This window comes from Micromonospora sp. 050-3, from assembly GCF_046549335.1.
In the GTDB taxonomy this organism is placed as follows: domain Bacteria; phylum Actinomycetota; class Actinomycetes; order Mycobacteriales; family Micromonosporaceae; genus Micromonospora; species Micromonospora trifolii.
In genome coordinates this window covers 837,844-851,540 of sequence record NZ_JAJPVX010000003.1, presented here as the reverse complement: position 1 = coordinate 851,540, position 13,697 = coordinate 837,844, and the positions used below count along the sequence as shown (strand labels likewise).

The 13,697-nt window shown below is 71.6% G+C and carries 14 protein-coding genes and 1 pseudogene; 3 read left to right on the top strand and 12 right to left on the bottom strand.

All coding sequences use genetic code 11. From position 1 onward, the window contains the following. Positions 1-134: 134 nt before the first annotated feature. The 11 genes and pseudogenes from ACLJOK_RS32025 to ACLJOK_RS31975 form a co-directional block, all read right to left on the bottom strand. A complete protein-coding gene (locus tag ACLJOK_RS32025) occupies positions 135-1,136 on the bottom strand; it encodes an amidohydrolase family protein (protein WP_410822183.1) in 1,002 nt (333 codons plus the stop codon). Next, complete coding sequence (locus ACLJOK_RS32020) at positions 1,136-1,660, bottom strand: 3-hydroxyanthranilate 3,4-dioxygenase (RefSeq protein WP_210795456.1); 525 nt, start codon at positions 1,658-1,660, stop codon at positions 1,136-1,138. The genes ACLJOK_RS32025 and ACLJOK_RS32020 overlap by 1 nt, the downstream gene beginning before the upstream one ends. Beyond that, the gene (locus ACLJOK_RS32015; protein ID WP_410822182.1) at positions 1,657-2,079 is read right to left on the bottom strand and encodes a RidA family protein; all 423 of its coding nucleotides are present in this window, start codon (positions 2,077-2,079) and stop codon (positions 1,657-1,659) included. The genes ACLJOK_RS32020 and ACLJOK_RS32015 overlap by 4 nt, the downstream gene beginning before the upstream one ends. After that, on the bottom strand, positions 2,076-2,849 hold the full coding sequence (locus tag ACLJOK_RS32010) for a 2-keto-4-pentenoate hydratase (RefSeq protein ID WP_410822181.1): 774 nt from the start codon (positions 2,847-2,849) through the stop codon (positions 2,076-2,078). The genes ACLJOK_RS32015 and ACLJOK_RS32010 overlap by 4 nt, the downstream gene beginning before the upstream one ends. Then, the gene (gene dmpG, locus ACLJOK_RS32005; protein ID WP_238678115.1) at positions 2,846-3,910 is read right to left on the bottom strand and encodes a 4-hydroxy-2-oxovalerate aldolase; all 1,065 of its coding nucleotides are present in this window, start codon (positions 3,908-3,910) and stop codon (positions 2,846-2,848) included. Before dmpG ends, ACLJOK_RS32010 begins: the two co-directional genes overlap by 4 nt. Continuing rightward, entirely contained in the window at positions 3,907-4,845 is a 939-nt protein-coding gene (locus ACLJOK_RS32000) for an acetaldehyde dehydrogenase (acetylating) (RefSeq protein WP_410822244.1), read from the bottom strand. Before ACLJOK_RS32000 ends, dmpG begins: the two co-directional genes overlap by 4 nt. A gap of 5 nt (positions 4,846-4,850) precedes the next feature. Further along, positions 4,851-5,648, bottom strand: a complete 798-nt coding sequence (locus tag ACLJOK_RS31995) for a 2-keto-4-pentenoate hydratase (RefSeq protein ID WP_410822180.1) — start codon at positions 5,646-5,648, stop codon at positions 4,851-4,853. Between the two features lie 20 nt (positions 5,649-5,668). Continuing rightward, the gene (locus tag ACLJOK_RS31990; protein WP_410822243.1) at positions 5,669-7,150 is read right to left on the bottom strand and encodes a 2-hydroxymuconic semialdehyde dehydrogenase; all 1,482 of its coding nucleotides are present in this window, start codon (positions 7,148-7,150) and stop codon (positions 5,669-5,671) included. Positions 7,151-7,173: 23 nt separating this feature from the next. Then, entirely contained in the window at positions 7,174-8,511 is a 1,338-nt protein-coding gene (locus ACLJOK_RS31985) for an FAD-dependent oxidoreductase (RefSeq protein ID WP_410822179.1), read from the bottom strand. A 77-nt stretch (positions 8,512-8,588) separates the two neighbouring features. Continuing rightward, positions 8,589-9,881 (bottom strand): annotated as a pseudogene (gene kynU / locus ACLJOK_RS31980) (kynureninase); the annotation flags it as partial. A gap of 14 nt (positions 9,882-9,895) precedes the next feature. Continuing rightward, positions 9,896-10,798, bottom strand: coding sequence for a tryptophan 2,3-dioxygenase (locus tag ACLJOK_RS31975; RefSeq protein WP_410822242.1), 903 nt, complete (start codon positions 10,796-10,798; stop codon positions 9,896-9,898). A 148-nt stretch (positions 10,799-10,946) separates the two neighbouring features. On the opposite strand from ACLJOK_RS31975, the gene ACLJOK_RS31970 reads away from it, so the two are divergent. From ACLJOK_RS31970 to ACLJOK_RS31960, 3 genes are all read left to right on the top strand, one after another. Continuing rightward, complete coding sequence (locus tag ACLJOK_RS31970; RefSeq protein ID WP_410822178.1) at positions 10,947-11,408, top strand: Lrp/AsnC family transcriptional regulator; 462 nt, start codon at positions 10,947-10,949, stop codon at positions 11,406-11,408. Positions 11,409-11,581: 173 nt separating this feature from the next. Further along, entirely contained in the window at positions 11,582-12,106 is a 525-nt protein-coding gene (locus ACLJOK_RS31965; RefSeq protein WP_410822177.1) for a hypothetical protein, read from the top strand. Between the two features lie 75 nt (positions 12,107-12,181). Next, positions 12,182-12,958 (top strand): class F sortase, encoded by a 777-nt coding sequence (locus ACLJOK_RS31960; RefSeq protein WP_410822241.1) that lies wholly within the window; start codon positions 12,182-12,184, stop codon positions 12,956-12,958. Here the strand turns inward: ACLJOK_RS31960 and ACLJOK_RS31955 are convergent. Next, the gene (locus ACLJOK_RS31955; RefSeq protein WP_410822176.1) at positions 12,901-13,674 is read right to left on the bottom strand and encodes a TioE family transcriptional regulator; all 774 of its coding nucleotides are present in this window, start codon (positions 13,672-13,674) and stop codon (positions 12,901-12,903) included. The genes ACLJOK_RS31960 and ACLJOK_RS31955 overlap by 58 nt on opposite strands. Positions 13,675-13,697: the final 23 nt, after the last annotated feature.

Genomic DNA, 13,697 nt, shown 5'->3' with positions numbered 1-13,697 from the left:
TCGGACACTCGCTGTTGCGTGGAGTGAAGCAGAGCAAAGGCGGTGAACCAGGCATGGGCTACCGGCCGCGCGAGCGTCGGCGGACGCCGGAGGGCACGACGCCGAGCGGCCACGGTGCGGGCGGACCCGCGACGTCAGCCGTGCAGGAAGCGCAGGGCGTTGGCGGACAGGAGCTTGTCGCGTTGGTCGTCGGTGAGGAAGTCGGCCGCGTGGACCACCGCGCCGGCCGGCCGTTCGCCCAGCGGGTACGGGTAGTCGCTGCCGACCAGCACCCGATCCTCCCCGAGCGTGTCGACCAACAGCCGCAGGGCGGGCGGCGCGAAGACCACCGAGTCCACGCTGAACCGGTCGAGGTAGCTGCTGGGCGGGCCGGCGGACGCGCCCCGGACCAGGTCGCCACGGCGGTGCCAGGCGTTGTCGGCGCGGCCGAGCCAGAACGGGAAGCTGCCGCCGCCGTGCGCGAAGCAGATCCGCAGTGTCTCGGGCACCCGGTCGAAAACCCCGCCGAGGATCATCGCCAGCACCGACAGGTGCGTCTCGGCGGGCATCCCGGTGAGCCAACGGGCCATCCAGCGGTCCAGTCGCGGCCCGCCGGGCATGTCCCACGGGTGGACGAAAACAGGTGCGCCCACCTCGGCGCAGTGCTGGAGGAAGGTCACCACGCCGGCGTCGTCCAGGTCCCGGTCGCCGACGTGGTTGCCAATCTCCACTCCCACGTGCCCGGCGGCGAGGCTGCGGTCCAACTCGGCACAGGCGGCGTCCGGGTCCTGAAGAGGCACCTGGCAGAACGGCACCAGTCGGTCGCCCCCGGCCGCAGTGACCTCCAGGGTCAGGTCGTTGAAGATCCGGGCGACCTTCACCGCCTGGTCGGCAGGACGGTCATAGCTGAAGAAGACCGGGGTGGGCGAGACCACCTGCACGGCCACGCCGTCGGCGTCCATGTCGGCCAGTCGGCGCGACGCGTCCCAGCACTCGGCCCCGACCGGGCGGAACTCCGTCTCCCCCACCATGATCATGGCGGCGCGCTCGGAGTCGACCCGCAACCACGGCCAGCCGGACCCGCCGCACGCCGCGCCGAGGTCCGGCCAACCCTTCGGAACGACGTGCGTGTGCACGTCGACCACGCCTGCTGGCATCAGCCCTTGCCCGGGTGCAGGGTGCCACAGTTGGCGCAGGTGCGCGCCTGCTCGTCGGCGTAGAACGCCTGGAACACCGGGGGCAGATCGGCGGCGATGTCGCGGACCTGCAACTCGACCTCGTGCACCTTGCTGCCGCACTCCGGGCAGTACCACTGGAACGTCTCCAGCGTGCCCTCCTCGCGGACCCGTTCGACGACCATGCCGATCGAGCCGGCCTCCGGCCGCTGCGGCGAGTGCGGGGTGTTGCGCGGCAGCATCCACATCTGACCCTCGCGCACGTGCACAGTGCGCGGCCCCTCCGGGGTGACCAGGTTGATGTGCATGTTGCCCTTGACCTGGTAGAAGAACTCCTCGTACGGGTCCACGTGGAAGTCGGTGCGCTGGTTGGGCCCGCCCACCACCATCACGATGAAGTCGTCCCCGCCGGGGAACATCTCCTTGTTGCCCACCGGGGGCTTCAACAGATGCTGGTTGTCAGCGATCCAGCCCGGAAAGCTGAACGGCTCGGCGATCTCACTCACGACTGACCTCCCGAGGGAAGAAGGGCCACGGCCTGGATTTCGATCAGCAGGTGCGGGTGCGGCAACTGGTGCACCGCCACCGTCGTACGGGTCGGCCCGGAGGCGTCGAAGAACTCGGCCCACACCTCGTTGTACCCACCGAAGTCGTTCATGTTGACCAGGTACGTCGTTACCTGGACCAGGTCGGCGAGGTCCGCGCCGACCGAACGCAGCAGGTCCCGCACGTTCTCGATGACGGCCCGCGTCTGCACCCGGATGTCGAGGTTTGTGGTGCCGAACCCGTCCACCTCGACACCGGCGAACGTGTTGTCCGCGCGCCGTGACGACGTACCGGAGACGAAGACGAACCCACCGGCGACCTTGACGTGCGGGAAGGCCCCCCGCGGGACGGCCTTCCCGGAGACCACCCGGGCTGTCACGACGACGCCCGCAGCGAGGCCGTGCCGAGCTTCTCGACGACGGCACGGACGTGGGCGCCGGGGCGCAGCGGCACAGCGGCGGTGGCGGCACCGGCCAGGAAGACCCAGCCGGACTCCAGCCGCACCCCGTGCCGGCCCGCCAGCCGGATGCCCTCGTCGAGCGCCCGGCGCGGATCACCGAGGATCGCGGCCGTCGAGCCGACCTGCGCCACCCGCCCGTCGACCTCCAGCAGCACACCCAGGTTGTCCAGCCCCACCGGCACCGGCGACCACGGCCCGATCACGAAGGCGGCGGCCGAGGTGTTGTCCGCGATCACGTCCGGCAGCGAGAAACGGAAGTCCGCGTACCGGGAGTCGATCAACTCGATGGCCGGGGCGACCGCGCGGACCGCCGTGGCGAAGTCGCCGACCGGCTCGCCCGGCTCGGGCAGCCGGTCCAGCAGGAACGCCACCTCCGGCTCGACCCGGGGATGGATGTACGCGGCCGGGTCCACGGCACCGCCGTCGGGCACCCGCATCGCGTTGGTGAGCCGCCCCCAGATCACCTCGTCCACGCCGACCTGGGCCATCTTCGCCCTGCTGGTCAGCCCCATCTTCAACCCGACCAACCGCTCACCGGCGTTCAGCCGGCGTTGCAGCAGCGCGGCCTGCACGGCGTACGCGGTGTCCACGTCGAGGCCGCTCTCGGCGGCGAGCTGCGGGATCGCTGTGGCGGTGTCGGCCGCCGCGCCCAGCTTGTCGGCGATCCCGACGATGTCTACGCCGATCATGAGTGCTGCTCCTTCTCGGCCAGGTCGAGTGCCACGTCCACGATCATGTCCTCCTGGCCGCCCACCATCCGGCGGCGGCCCAGCTCGACCAGGATCGACCGGACGTCGACGCCGTACTTCGTGGAGGCCCGCTCGGCGTGCCGCAGGAAGCTGGAGTAGACCCCGGCGTACCCCAGGGAAAGCGTCTCCCGGTCCACCTGGACCGGCCGGTCCTGCAGCGGGCGGACGATGTCGTCGGCGGCGTCCATCAGCGCGAACACGTCGCAGCCGTGCTTCCAGCCGTGCAACTCGGCGACCGCGACGAAGACCTCCAGCGGGGCGTTTCCGGCGCCCGCGCCCATGCCCGCGAGGGAGGCGTCGACGCGGACCGTCCGGCCGTGCACCGCGTCGGGGCCGACCGGCGCGGACCCGGTGACCCGCCCGTGCTCGACGGCGAGCACGCTGTTGGCCACCCCGAGCGACAGGTTGTGGTGGGCGTGGATGCCGATCTGCGTCTCCGGGGCGAGGACCTGCCGGTACGCGTCGACCCGCTGCGCCACATCGGACATCAGCAGCCGGCCGCCGGAGTCGGTGACGTAGACGCAGTGCGCCCCGTACGACTCCATGAGCTTGGCCTGCCCGGCGAGCCCGGCCGCATCGTTCATGTGCGACATCATCAGGAACCCGGCCACGTCCATGCCGTTTTCCCGGGCCCAGGAGATGTGCTGGGCGGAGATGTCCGCCTCCGTGCAGTGGGTCGCGATCCGGACGCTGGTCACCCCGAGCGCCTTCGCGGCCTTCAGGTCGGCGATCGTGCCGATGCCCGGCAACAGCAGGGTGGTCAGTTTCGCAGTGGTCAGCACCTCGGCAGCCGCCGAGATCCACTCCGCGTCGCTGGCGGCACCGTGGCCGTAGTTGACGCTGGAGCCGGCGAGGCCGTCGCCGTGCGCCACCTCGATGGCGGCCACCCCGGCGGCGTCCAAGGCGGCGGCGATGGTGCGTACGTGGTCGACTGTGTACTGGTGGGCGATGGCGTGCATGCCGTCGCGCAGCGTCACGTCCTGGATGTACAGCTCGGTCATGGCGCGGCCACCTCCGAAGAACGCAGGGCGACCAGCCGTTCCGCGGTGCGCAGCGCGGCCGAGGTCATGATGTCCAGGTTGCCGGCGTACGCGGGCAGGTAGTGCCCGGCGCCGGAGACCTCCAGGAAGACCGACACCTGGAGGGCGGTGAGCCGCCGCCCGAGCGTCGGCAGGTACGCCTCGACCCGGTCAAACTGCACGTCCTGCTTGAGCCGGTAGCCGGGGACGTACTCCTGCACGGCCGCCACCATCTCGGCCACCGAGGCGGCGATGGCGTCGGTGTCGGCGTCGGCGTCCGGGCAGAGGCAGTAGACGGTGTCCCGCATCAGCAGCGGCGGGTCCGCCGGGTTCAGCACGATGATCGCCTTGCCCCGCTCGGCCCCACCCACCACCTCGATGGCCCGGGCCGTGGTCTCGGTGAACTCGTCGATGTTGGCCCGGGTGCCCGGCCCGGCGGACTTCGAAGCGATCGACGCGACGATCTCCCCGTACGCCACCGGGGTGACCCGGCGTACCGCTGCGACGATCGGCACTGTTGCCTGCCCGCCGCAGGTCACCATGTTGACGTTGGGCTGGTGCAGGTGCTCGTCGAGGTTGACCGGCGGCACCACGTACGGGCCGAGCGCGGCCGGGGTCAGGTCGACCACAGTGCGGCCGTGGGCACGCAGCACCTCGTCGTGGCGTCGGTGCGCGCCGGCCGAGGTGGCGTCGAACACCAGCTCGACATCGGCGAACTCGGGCAGCGCGACGAGCCCGTCCACGCCGTCGGCCGTGGTGGCGACGCCGAGGCGGCGAGCGCGCGCCAAGCCGTCGGAGGCCGGGTCGATGCCGGCCATCGCCACCATGCGCAGGCTGTCACTGAGCCGCAGCACCTTGATCATCAGGTCGGTGCCGATGTTTCCGGAACCGAGCACCGCCACACCGACGACCGCCACTCCGGTCACTGGTTGCCTCCCTTGCTGAAACTCGTGCGTACCGAGCCGAGCCCGGAGATCCGGGCCTCGTACGCGGCACCCGGGGTGACCGGCACCATCGGACCGAGCGCCCCGGAGAGCACCACGTCCCCGGCGCGCAGCGGGTCGCCGGCGCGGGCCAGGGTGCCGGCCAACCACTGCAGGGCGTGCAGCGGGTTGCCCAGGCAGGCGGCGCCCGCGCCCACCGAGACCGGCTCGCCGGCGTGCTCCAGCACCATTCCGCACAGTCGCAGGTCCACGTCGGCGAGCCGGCGCGGCGTGGTGCCGAGCACGAAGAGCCCGCTGGAGGCGTTGTCGGCGACGGTGTCCACGATGGAGATGTCCCAGGCGGCGATCCGGGAGTCGACGATCTCGATCGCCGGCAGCACGTGGTCGACCGCGCGGATCAGGTCGACGGTGGTGAGCTGCGGGTTCGGGAGATCCTTGTCGAGCACGAACGCGATCTCCGCCTCCACCCGGGGCTGGAGCAGCCGGTCGATGGGCACCTCGACCCCGTCGCCGACCGCCATGGCGTCGGTCAGCATGCCGAAGTCCGGTTGGAACACCCCGAAGGTCTCCTGCACGGCCCGGGAGGTCAAGCCGATCTTCGCGCCGACCCGGCGTTCGCCACGACCCTGCCAGGCCCGCGCCTGGAGTTGCTGCACCCGGTACGCGGCCTCGACGTCGCCCTCCGGCAGCAGCCGGCCCCGGAGCGGTGCGCACGGCTTGCCGGTGCTGCGGGCGTCGGCCAACTCCCGGTTGGCGGCCTCGATGTCAGCTTCCATGCCCGCTCCCTCGCTACGGCTCACGACAGGTCCACGCAGACGTTCGTGAGTTCGGAGTAAAAGTTCAGCGAGTGCACGCCGCCCTCGCGACCGATCCCGGACGCCTTCACCCCGCCGAACGGGGTACGCAGGTCACGCAGGAACCACGTGTTGACCCAGACGATGCCAGCGTCGAGCCGGGCGCCGGCCCGGTGCGCGACGCCGACGTCCCGGGTCCACACGGTCGCGGCCAGGCCGTACTCGGTGCCGTTGGCGAGGGCGTACGCCTCGTCCTCGGTGTCGAACGGCGCGACGTGCACCACCGGGCCGAAGATCTCCTCCCGGTTGGTGCGGGCGTCCGGGCCGAGCCCGGTGAGCACCGTCGGCTGCACGTACGACCCGCCGTCGCGGGTGTCGCCGAAGGTGGGCGCGCCGCCACCGGTGAGCACCTCGGCGCCCTCGGAGCGGGCCAGCTCGTACGCGCCGAGCACCTTCCTGCGGTGCTGGTGGGAGATCAGCGGCATGGTGGCGGTGGCCTCGTCGGTCGGCCAGCCGTACGCCAGCTCGCCGGCCCGCTTCGCCAGCCGGGCGGTGAACTCCTCGAAGACCGGGCGCTGCACGTAGATGCGCTCGGTGCAGAGGCACACCTGCCCGCCGTTGGTGAAGCTGGACCGCACCGAGCCGGCCACCGCGGCGTCCAGGTCGGCGTCTGCGAAGACCAGGCCGGCGTTCTTGCCGCCGAGTTCGAAGCTCACCGCCTTCACCCCGTCGGCGGCGGCCCGCATGATCGCGCCGCCGGTGGCCGACTCGCCGGTGAAGGTGATCGCGTCGACGCCCGGGTGGCGGGTGAGGAATTCGCCCGCCGAGTCCGGCCCGAAGCCGTGCACCAGGTTGAACACCCCGGCCGGTACGCCAGCGGCGGCCATCACCTCGGCGAGCACCGTCGCCGAGGCGGGAGTCTCCTCGCTGGGCTTGACCACGACGGCGTTGCCGCAGGCCAGCGCCGGGGCCACCTTCCAGGTGAGCAGCAGCAGCGGCAGGTTCCACGGCACGATGACCGCGACCACGCCGACCGGCTTGCGCAGCGCGTAGTTGAGTGCCCGGCCGCCGGTCGGTGTGACAGTCGTGAACGACTCGGTGGGGGCGGTCGCCACGATCTCCGCGAACGCCCGGAAGTTCGCCGCGCCACGCGGAATGTCCAGGGTGCGGGCCTGGGCGATGGACTTGCCGGTGTCGGCGACCTCGGCGGTGACCAGGTCGTCGAAGCGGCGCTCCAGCTCGTCGGCGACGCGGCGCAGCACCTCGGCGCGCTCGCGCTCCCCCATACGGCCCCACGGCCCCCGCAGTGCCGCCCGGGCGGCGGCCACCGCGTCGTCCACTGTGGATCGCGACGCCTCGTCGACCTCGAAGACCTGCTCCCCGGTGACCGGGCTGGCCTTGGTGAACGTCGTTGCGCCGTCGACGAACTCGCCGGCGACGAAGTTGCGCAACCGCCTCGAGCCGCTCGGTGCGTGGCCGGCCATCAGCCGCGGATCCCAGTTGCCGGTCATGCCCGCCTCCCTCGGCTCAGTGCCGCGCCGATCGCGCCGATCAGCAGCAGGGCGGACCCGCCGACGACGGCCCCGAGCACCCGGTGCTGTCGGCGCACCCGGCGGCGCACCTCCGCGTACGGGGTGGTGGAGAACGACACCAGCTCGTACTGGGAAACGTACCGGCCGGGCAAGGCCCGTTCCAGTGCGTGCTCCACCCGCCGTCGCGTCTGGAAGACCGGGGACGCGACCTTGTCCCGCATCTCCACGAAATTGGTCAGCGCCATCGTCGCGATGGCCTCGGCGTTCTCCTGTCGGCGCCGCTGGAACAGCGGCAGCGCCGCCAACCAGTCGTCGGCGCACTCGTCCAGGCAGCGGTCCAGCTCTACCACGTCCTCGAAGGCGCAGTTGGCGCCCTGGCCGTAGAACGGCACGATGGCGTGCGCCGCGTCGCCGAGCAGGCCGACCTTCCCGTTGACCTGCCACGGCGTGCAGCGCACAGTGCCGAGCACGCCCACCGGGTTGTGCTGGTAGTCGTCGACCAGGTTCGGGGCCAGCGGGACTACGTCCGGGTACTGCTCGGTGAAGTGCCGTTCGATCTCCGCCGGGCTGGTCAGCGAGGCGAAGCTGCCGGCACCGTCGTTGGGCCAGAACAGCGTGCAGGTGAAGGAGCGGTCCGGGTTCGGCAGCGCGATCATCATCGAGGTGCCGCGCGGCCAGATGTGCAGCGCGTCCGGGTCCAGGGCGAAGTCCCCGCCCAGCGGCGGAATCGTCAGCTCCTTGTAGCCGTAGTCGAGGAAGTCCACGCTCTCGTCCAGCAGCCCGTACGCCAGCAGTTGCCCACGCACCGCGGAGCCGGCGCCGTCGGCACCCAGCACGACCGACGCCTTCGCCGCGACAGTGCCCTGCGGGGTCTCGAAGCTCAGGGCCCCGTCGGTCGGGTCGAGCCCGACCAGCCGGTGGTCGAAGACGACCCGCACCCCGGGCAGCGCGGCGGCCTCGTCCAGCAGGGCGTTGTTCAGCGCACCTCGGCTGATCGAGTTGATCGCCCGGTCGCCGGCCGCGCTGTACGACTGGAACTGCTGCTCGCCCTCGACCGGGTGGATCATCCGGCCGCGCATCGGCAGCGCGTCGGTCATCACCTGCTCGGCCAGCCCGATCCGGCGCAACGCGTCAAGGCCGCGCTCGGAGAGCGCCAGGTTGATCGAGCGACCGCGTTCGGCGGTGCCGGCGCGCGGGTCGGAGCGGCGCTCGTAGAGCGCCACCGGGTAGCCACGCCGGGCCAGGAAGCAGGCCGCCAGACAACCGGCCAGCCCGGCCCCGATGATCGCGATCTCGTCACGCCGCGCGGTCATGCTGAGCCGCCTTTCGTTCGCGACTGCGGGGCTCCCAACCCCGGCTCACTCCTCGCGCTCACAGAGGCCACCTGTCCGACAGTGGCGGCGAGCGCGGCCGCGGCCCGCCAGCAGTCGAGGTACGTGGAGTACAACGGCACCGGGGCGAACCGCACGACATCCGGTTCGCGGGCGTCGGCGATGACCCCGTGTTCGTACCGTAGGCGTTTGGTCAGCTCGGCGGCGCTGCCGGAACCGATACGCACGGAAAGCTGGCAGCCCCGGCGGGCCGGGTCGCGCGGGGTGACCACCCGCAGCGGCCGGCCGACTGTCACCTCGTCGAACAGCGACTCCAGCCAGGCGGTGAGGCGCTGGCTGCGCGCGCGCAGCGCGGTCATCCCCACCGCGTCGAACAGCTCCAGCGAGGTACGCACCGGGCCCATCGCGAAGATCGGCGGGTTGGAGATCTGCCAGGCCTCCACAGTGGCCGGTGGCCGGGACACCGGCGTCATCTCGAACCGGGTGGCCGCCGCGGTGCTCCACCACCCCTCGAACCGGGGCAGGTTCTCGTCGCCGAGGTGCCGCTCGTGCACGAAGACACCCGCCAGCGCGCCCGGGCCGGAGTTCAGGTACTTGTAGGAGCACCACGCGGCGAAGTCGACGTCCCAGTCGTGCAGAGCCAGCGGCACGTTGCCGACCGCGTGGGCCAGGTCCCAACCGACCACCGCGCCGGCGGCCCGACCGGCGGCCGTGATCGCCGGGATGTCCAGCAGCTCACCGGTGAGATAGTTGACCCCGCCGAGCAGCAGCAGCGCCACCCGGTCGCCCTCGGCGGCCAGGTAGTCGGTCACGTCCTCGGTGCGCAGGGCGTCCTCACCCGGGCGCGGACGCAACCGGACCACTGTGTCGTCCGGGTCCAGGCCGTGGAACCGGGCCTGACTGCGCACGGCGTAGCTGTCCGAGGGGAACGCGGCGTCCTCGATGACGATGCGGGTGCGCGCGCCGGCCGGTCGGTAGAAACTCACCATCAGCAGGTGCAGGTTGACAGTGAGCGAGTTCATCACCACGGCCTCCGCGGGCCGGGCGCCGACCAGTCGCGCGGCCGGCCCGGTCAACAACTCGTGGTACGGCAGCCAGGGGCGCTCCGCCTCCAGGTGCCCCTCCACGCCGAGCCGCCCCCACGCGTCCAGGTCGGCCAGGAGTTCGTCGCGGGTGGCCCGAGGTTGCAGGCCGAGCGAGTTGCCGGCCAGGTACGCCGACTCGGGGTGGTCGCCGCCGTCTGCCGGCGGCACGTGGAACAGGTGCCGGTGGCCGGGGTCGGCCTCGTCGAGGCGGTGCGCTTCGGCCTCGCCTCCGGCGAGGCGGTGCGCCTCGTGTTCTGGGGTGTGCATGTCTCGCTCTCCGGTCACATCGCCGTGCGGGCCGACCACAGCTCCGGGAAGACCACCCGGGCCATGCTGCGCTGCAACCACGCCAGACCGGCAGAGCCTCCGCTGCCGACCTTGGCGCCCATCGTCCGCTGCACCGCCTTGACGTGGTTCCAGCGCCAGTCGCTGAACTCCTCGGCGACAGCGCTGAGCGCCTCGCCGAGCAGCCGCAGGTGATTGTCCGGGCTGGCGTCGTCGTAGATCCGTACCCAGGCCGCCTCGACCGACGGGTGCGGGTCGTGCTCGACGGCAACGTCTCGGCCGAGCAGGTCGGCAGGGAGGTCGAAGCCGTGTCGGTCGAGCAGCGCGAGCACGTCGTCCCAGAGGCTCGGGGTGGCCAAGGCGGCGCTCAACTCGGCGTGCACCTCGGCCTGCCGGCGGAACGGGCGGATCAGCGTCGGGTCGCGCAGCCCGAGCAGGAACTCCAACTGCCGGTACATCGCGGACTGGAAGCCGGAGGCCTCGCCGAGCAGATTGCGGAACCTGTTGAAGTCGGCCGGGCTCATCCAGCGCAGGCCCTGCCAGGCGGCGTTGAGCCCCTCCAGGTGCAGCTTGGCCCGGCGCAGCGGGGCCAGCGCCTCCCAGATCTGGTCGGCGCGGATCAGCCGCTGGGCCTCCCGCAGCTCGTGGCAGGTCAGCCCGAAGTACAGCTCCATGATCTGGCTGACCATCAGGAAGGACATCTCGCCCGGGTCGCTGCTGAGCGGGTGCTGCATCTTGTGCAGTGCGCTGGCCTGCACGTACGCGTCGTACGGCACCATGTCGGCGAACTCCAGGGTCGGCTCGCCACCGGTGCGCTCCGCCTGCGCGACGCGCTGCCCGGGTGTCACCGGTTGCACCGTGGCACGGCGGTTCGGCGCCCGCCGCTCCGTCTGATCCACCATCTCGTCTCCCTCCCCCGGACTAGCCGACGTCATGATCTCGCGGTCGGATCGGCCTGCGGAATGCCAAATCAACGGCTCTCGCCGGCTTCTCCTGGCAAACCGAAGGCAACTAGGCGAAGTCGGTTCACGAAAGTAAGGTCTGAGCGTGGACGACATGGACTGGGCGCTGCTGCGCGAGTTGCAGGCCGACGCGCGGCTCTCCTTCAGCGAGTTGTCCCGGCGGGTGCACCTGTCGCCACCGTCCGTCGCGGAGCGGGTCCGCCGGCTGGAGGAGGCCGGGATCATCACCGGCTACCACGCCCACGTCGACCTGAGCCGCGCCGGCCGTACCGTCGTCGCGCTGATCCGGATGTCCTGCTACGGCGCGCGGTGCATCCTGCACGACCCGGCGGTGGCCGACTGGCCGGAGATCCTGGAGATCCACCGGATCACCGGGGACGCGTGCAGCGTGCTGAAGGTGGCGGCCGGGTCGATCGGCGCGTTCGAGGGCGTCATCGACCGTCTCGCCCCGTACGGCCAACCGTCGAGCACGATGGTCCTCTCCTCCCCGCTGAACTGGCACCCCGTCACCCCCCTCCCCCCCACCCCCGCCCCACACCCGCGCTGACCCCCGCGATCTTGCAGTTTCTGTTGGTGAAATGCGGGTTAAGAACCGATTCGTCGCCGCAGAAAGTGCAAGATCGCGGGCGTGGGTGGGGGCGGGTTTGGCTTTGGGCCAGCGGGAAAGCAGCGCGTGCCCAGGGGAGGGTTCCGGCGGTCGTCGCCGGTTGGGGGGAAATCATGCAGGCAATCCGCACGATCAACCGCGCGCTCTCGTCCGCACTGACACTGGTCGGGCTGATCGGGGCGTTCGTCCTGTTGTCGGTCGCGCCGGCGCGAGCCGGCGACAACGTCTTCGTCGAGGTGACACCGAACAGCGCCCAGGCCGGTAGCCGGGTCAGCATCAAGGCGAGCTGCGACAACGACAACAACAACCGGCAGTCCAGCGTGCACTCCGACGCGTTCGGGCACGTGATGCTCAAACCAGACAAGGGTTTCCTGACCGGGCAGGTCACCATCGCGAGGGACAAGCCGGCCGGTGACTACCCGGTCGACCTGCGCTGCGAGAACGGCCAGACGTCGTCGACCACGTTGACAGTGCTGAACATGGCCTCACCCAGCAAGGGGCCGGCAACCGGCGGCGGTGGGATGGCCGGCGGCCGCGGCACCGGCTCGCTGCTGGTGCTCGGTGGCGTGGCGTTGGTGGCCACCGCGATCGTGCTCGGGATGGCCGGCGGCCGACGTCGACGGGGAGCCGGCTCCTGAGCCGGATCACCCATGACCCGCAGATCCGCGCGTGCGCGGCCGGATCGCCGCGCCCGCCTCCGGGCCGGCCCGGCGCTGCGCGCGTCCGGCCGGCTGGTGGCCCGCGTCTCCGGACGGCTGCGCCGGGTCGCCGGGCAGGCCGTGTCGGCCAGCGTCACCACCACCGATCCGGCTACCCGCCCGCTGCCGCCGAGGCGCCCGACCGGGCCGCCGTCGGCCCGACACCGCTTCGGTACGAGCCCCGGGTTGCCGGTGCTGGCCATCGCCGCGCTGATGGTGGTGATCGTGGCGATGCTCGGCGTCGAGCAGGTGACCGGGATGAGCCTGCTGCCGGACCGACTCAGCGCCGGCCTGCGACCGCCGCCGAAGAAGTTCCCGGTGCTGCCGGCCAGCCGTCCGACCAGCCTCGCCATCGAGAAGATCGACGTGCGGGCGCCCGTGCACGACGTGGGCATCGCCCCGGACGGCACTATCGCCGTGCCGGACGCGGCCCGCGCCCAGGAGGCCGGCTGGTACGACCAGGGGCCCACCCCGGGCCAGTACGGCCCAGCCGTGATCGTCGGGCACGTCGACACCACCAGCGGGCCGGCGGTCTTCCACAAACTCCGGGAGCTGCGCTCCGGTGACGAGATCGAGGTCACCCGCACCGACCAGCGCGTGGCGGTCTTCGAGGTCAACTCGGTGGAGAAGTTCGACAAGGGCCGGCTGCCGGTGGACGAGGTGTACGGCGACTTCAGCCGTCCGAGCCTCCGACTGATCACCTGCGGCGGTCAGTGGGTCGGCGGCGAGACCGGCTACGCGGACAACGTCGTGGTCTTCGCCTCGCTGGTCAAGGAGCGTTCAGGCGGCTGACCGGCGTCCATGTAATCCGCGAGCCGGGCGGCCCCGGTGAGCATGGCCCGGCCTCGCTCGGTGAGCCGTTGCCGCCACTGACGCAACGACGCGGCGAGCGGTTCGGCACCGCCGGCGTCGCGCACTCGACGCAGCACGCCGGCGATGTGGTCGAGCCGGTACCCGCCGCGGCGCAACAGGTGGGCGAGTTCGGCGTCCCTGACGTCGTCGGGGAGGTAGAGCCGGTAGTGGGTCACCGGATCACGTGCCGGCCGCAGCACCCCGGCCCGCTCCCATTTGCGCAGCGTGGCCGGCTGGACACCGAGCCGGTGGGCCAGCGCGCTGATCGGCACGGCCTTCTGGCTCTGCGGTTGCGGTCTCGTTCCGGTGAGCGTCGCCACCGCCACCTCGACCGCGTCCAGGGTTTCCCGATCGCGCTGGAGGAGGGCATGGCAGTGGTCGATGGTGCGCAACGCCGCGTCGATCTCGCCCCGGTTGACGGCGCGCATGATCTCGCCGCTGGCCGCATAGCCGTGGCCCGCGATCAAGGCGAGGTAGGCACCCAACGCCTTGACGTGCAGCTCGGTGAAGCGACGGTAGCCGTTCGGGGTGCGCTGGGCCGGAGGCAGGACGCCGTCTCGCTCGTAGTTGCGCACCGCCTGTGCGGAGAGGCCGTGGACGCGCGCGAGATCTACCGGCCTCCGTACCAGTGGGTTTGAAGGTTTTGTGCCTGTCACCGCGCTCCACCGCTCGTGAGTTT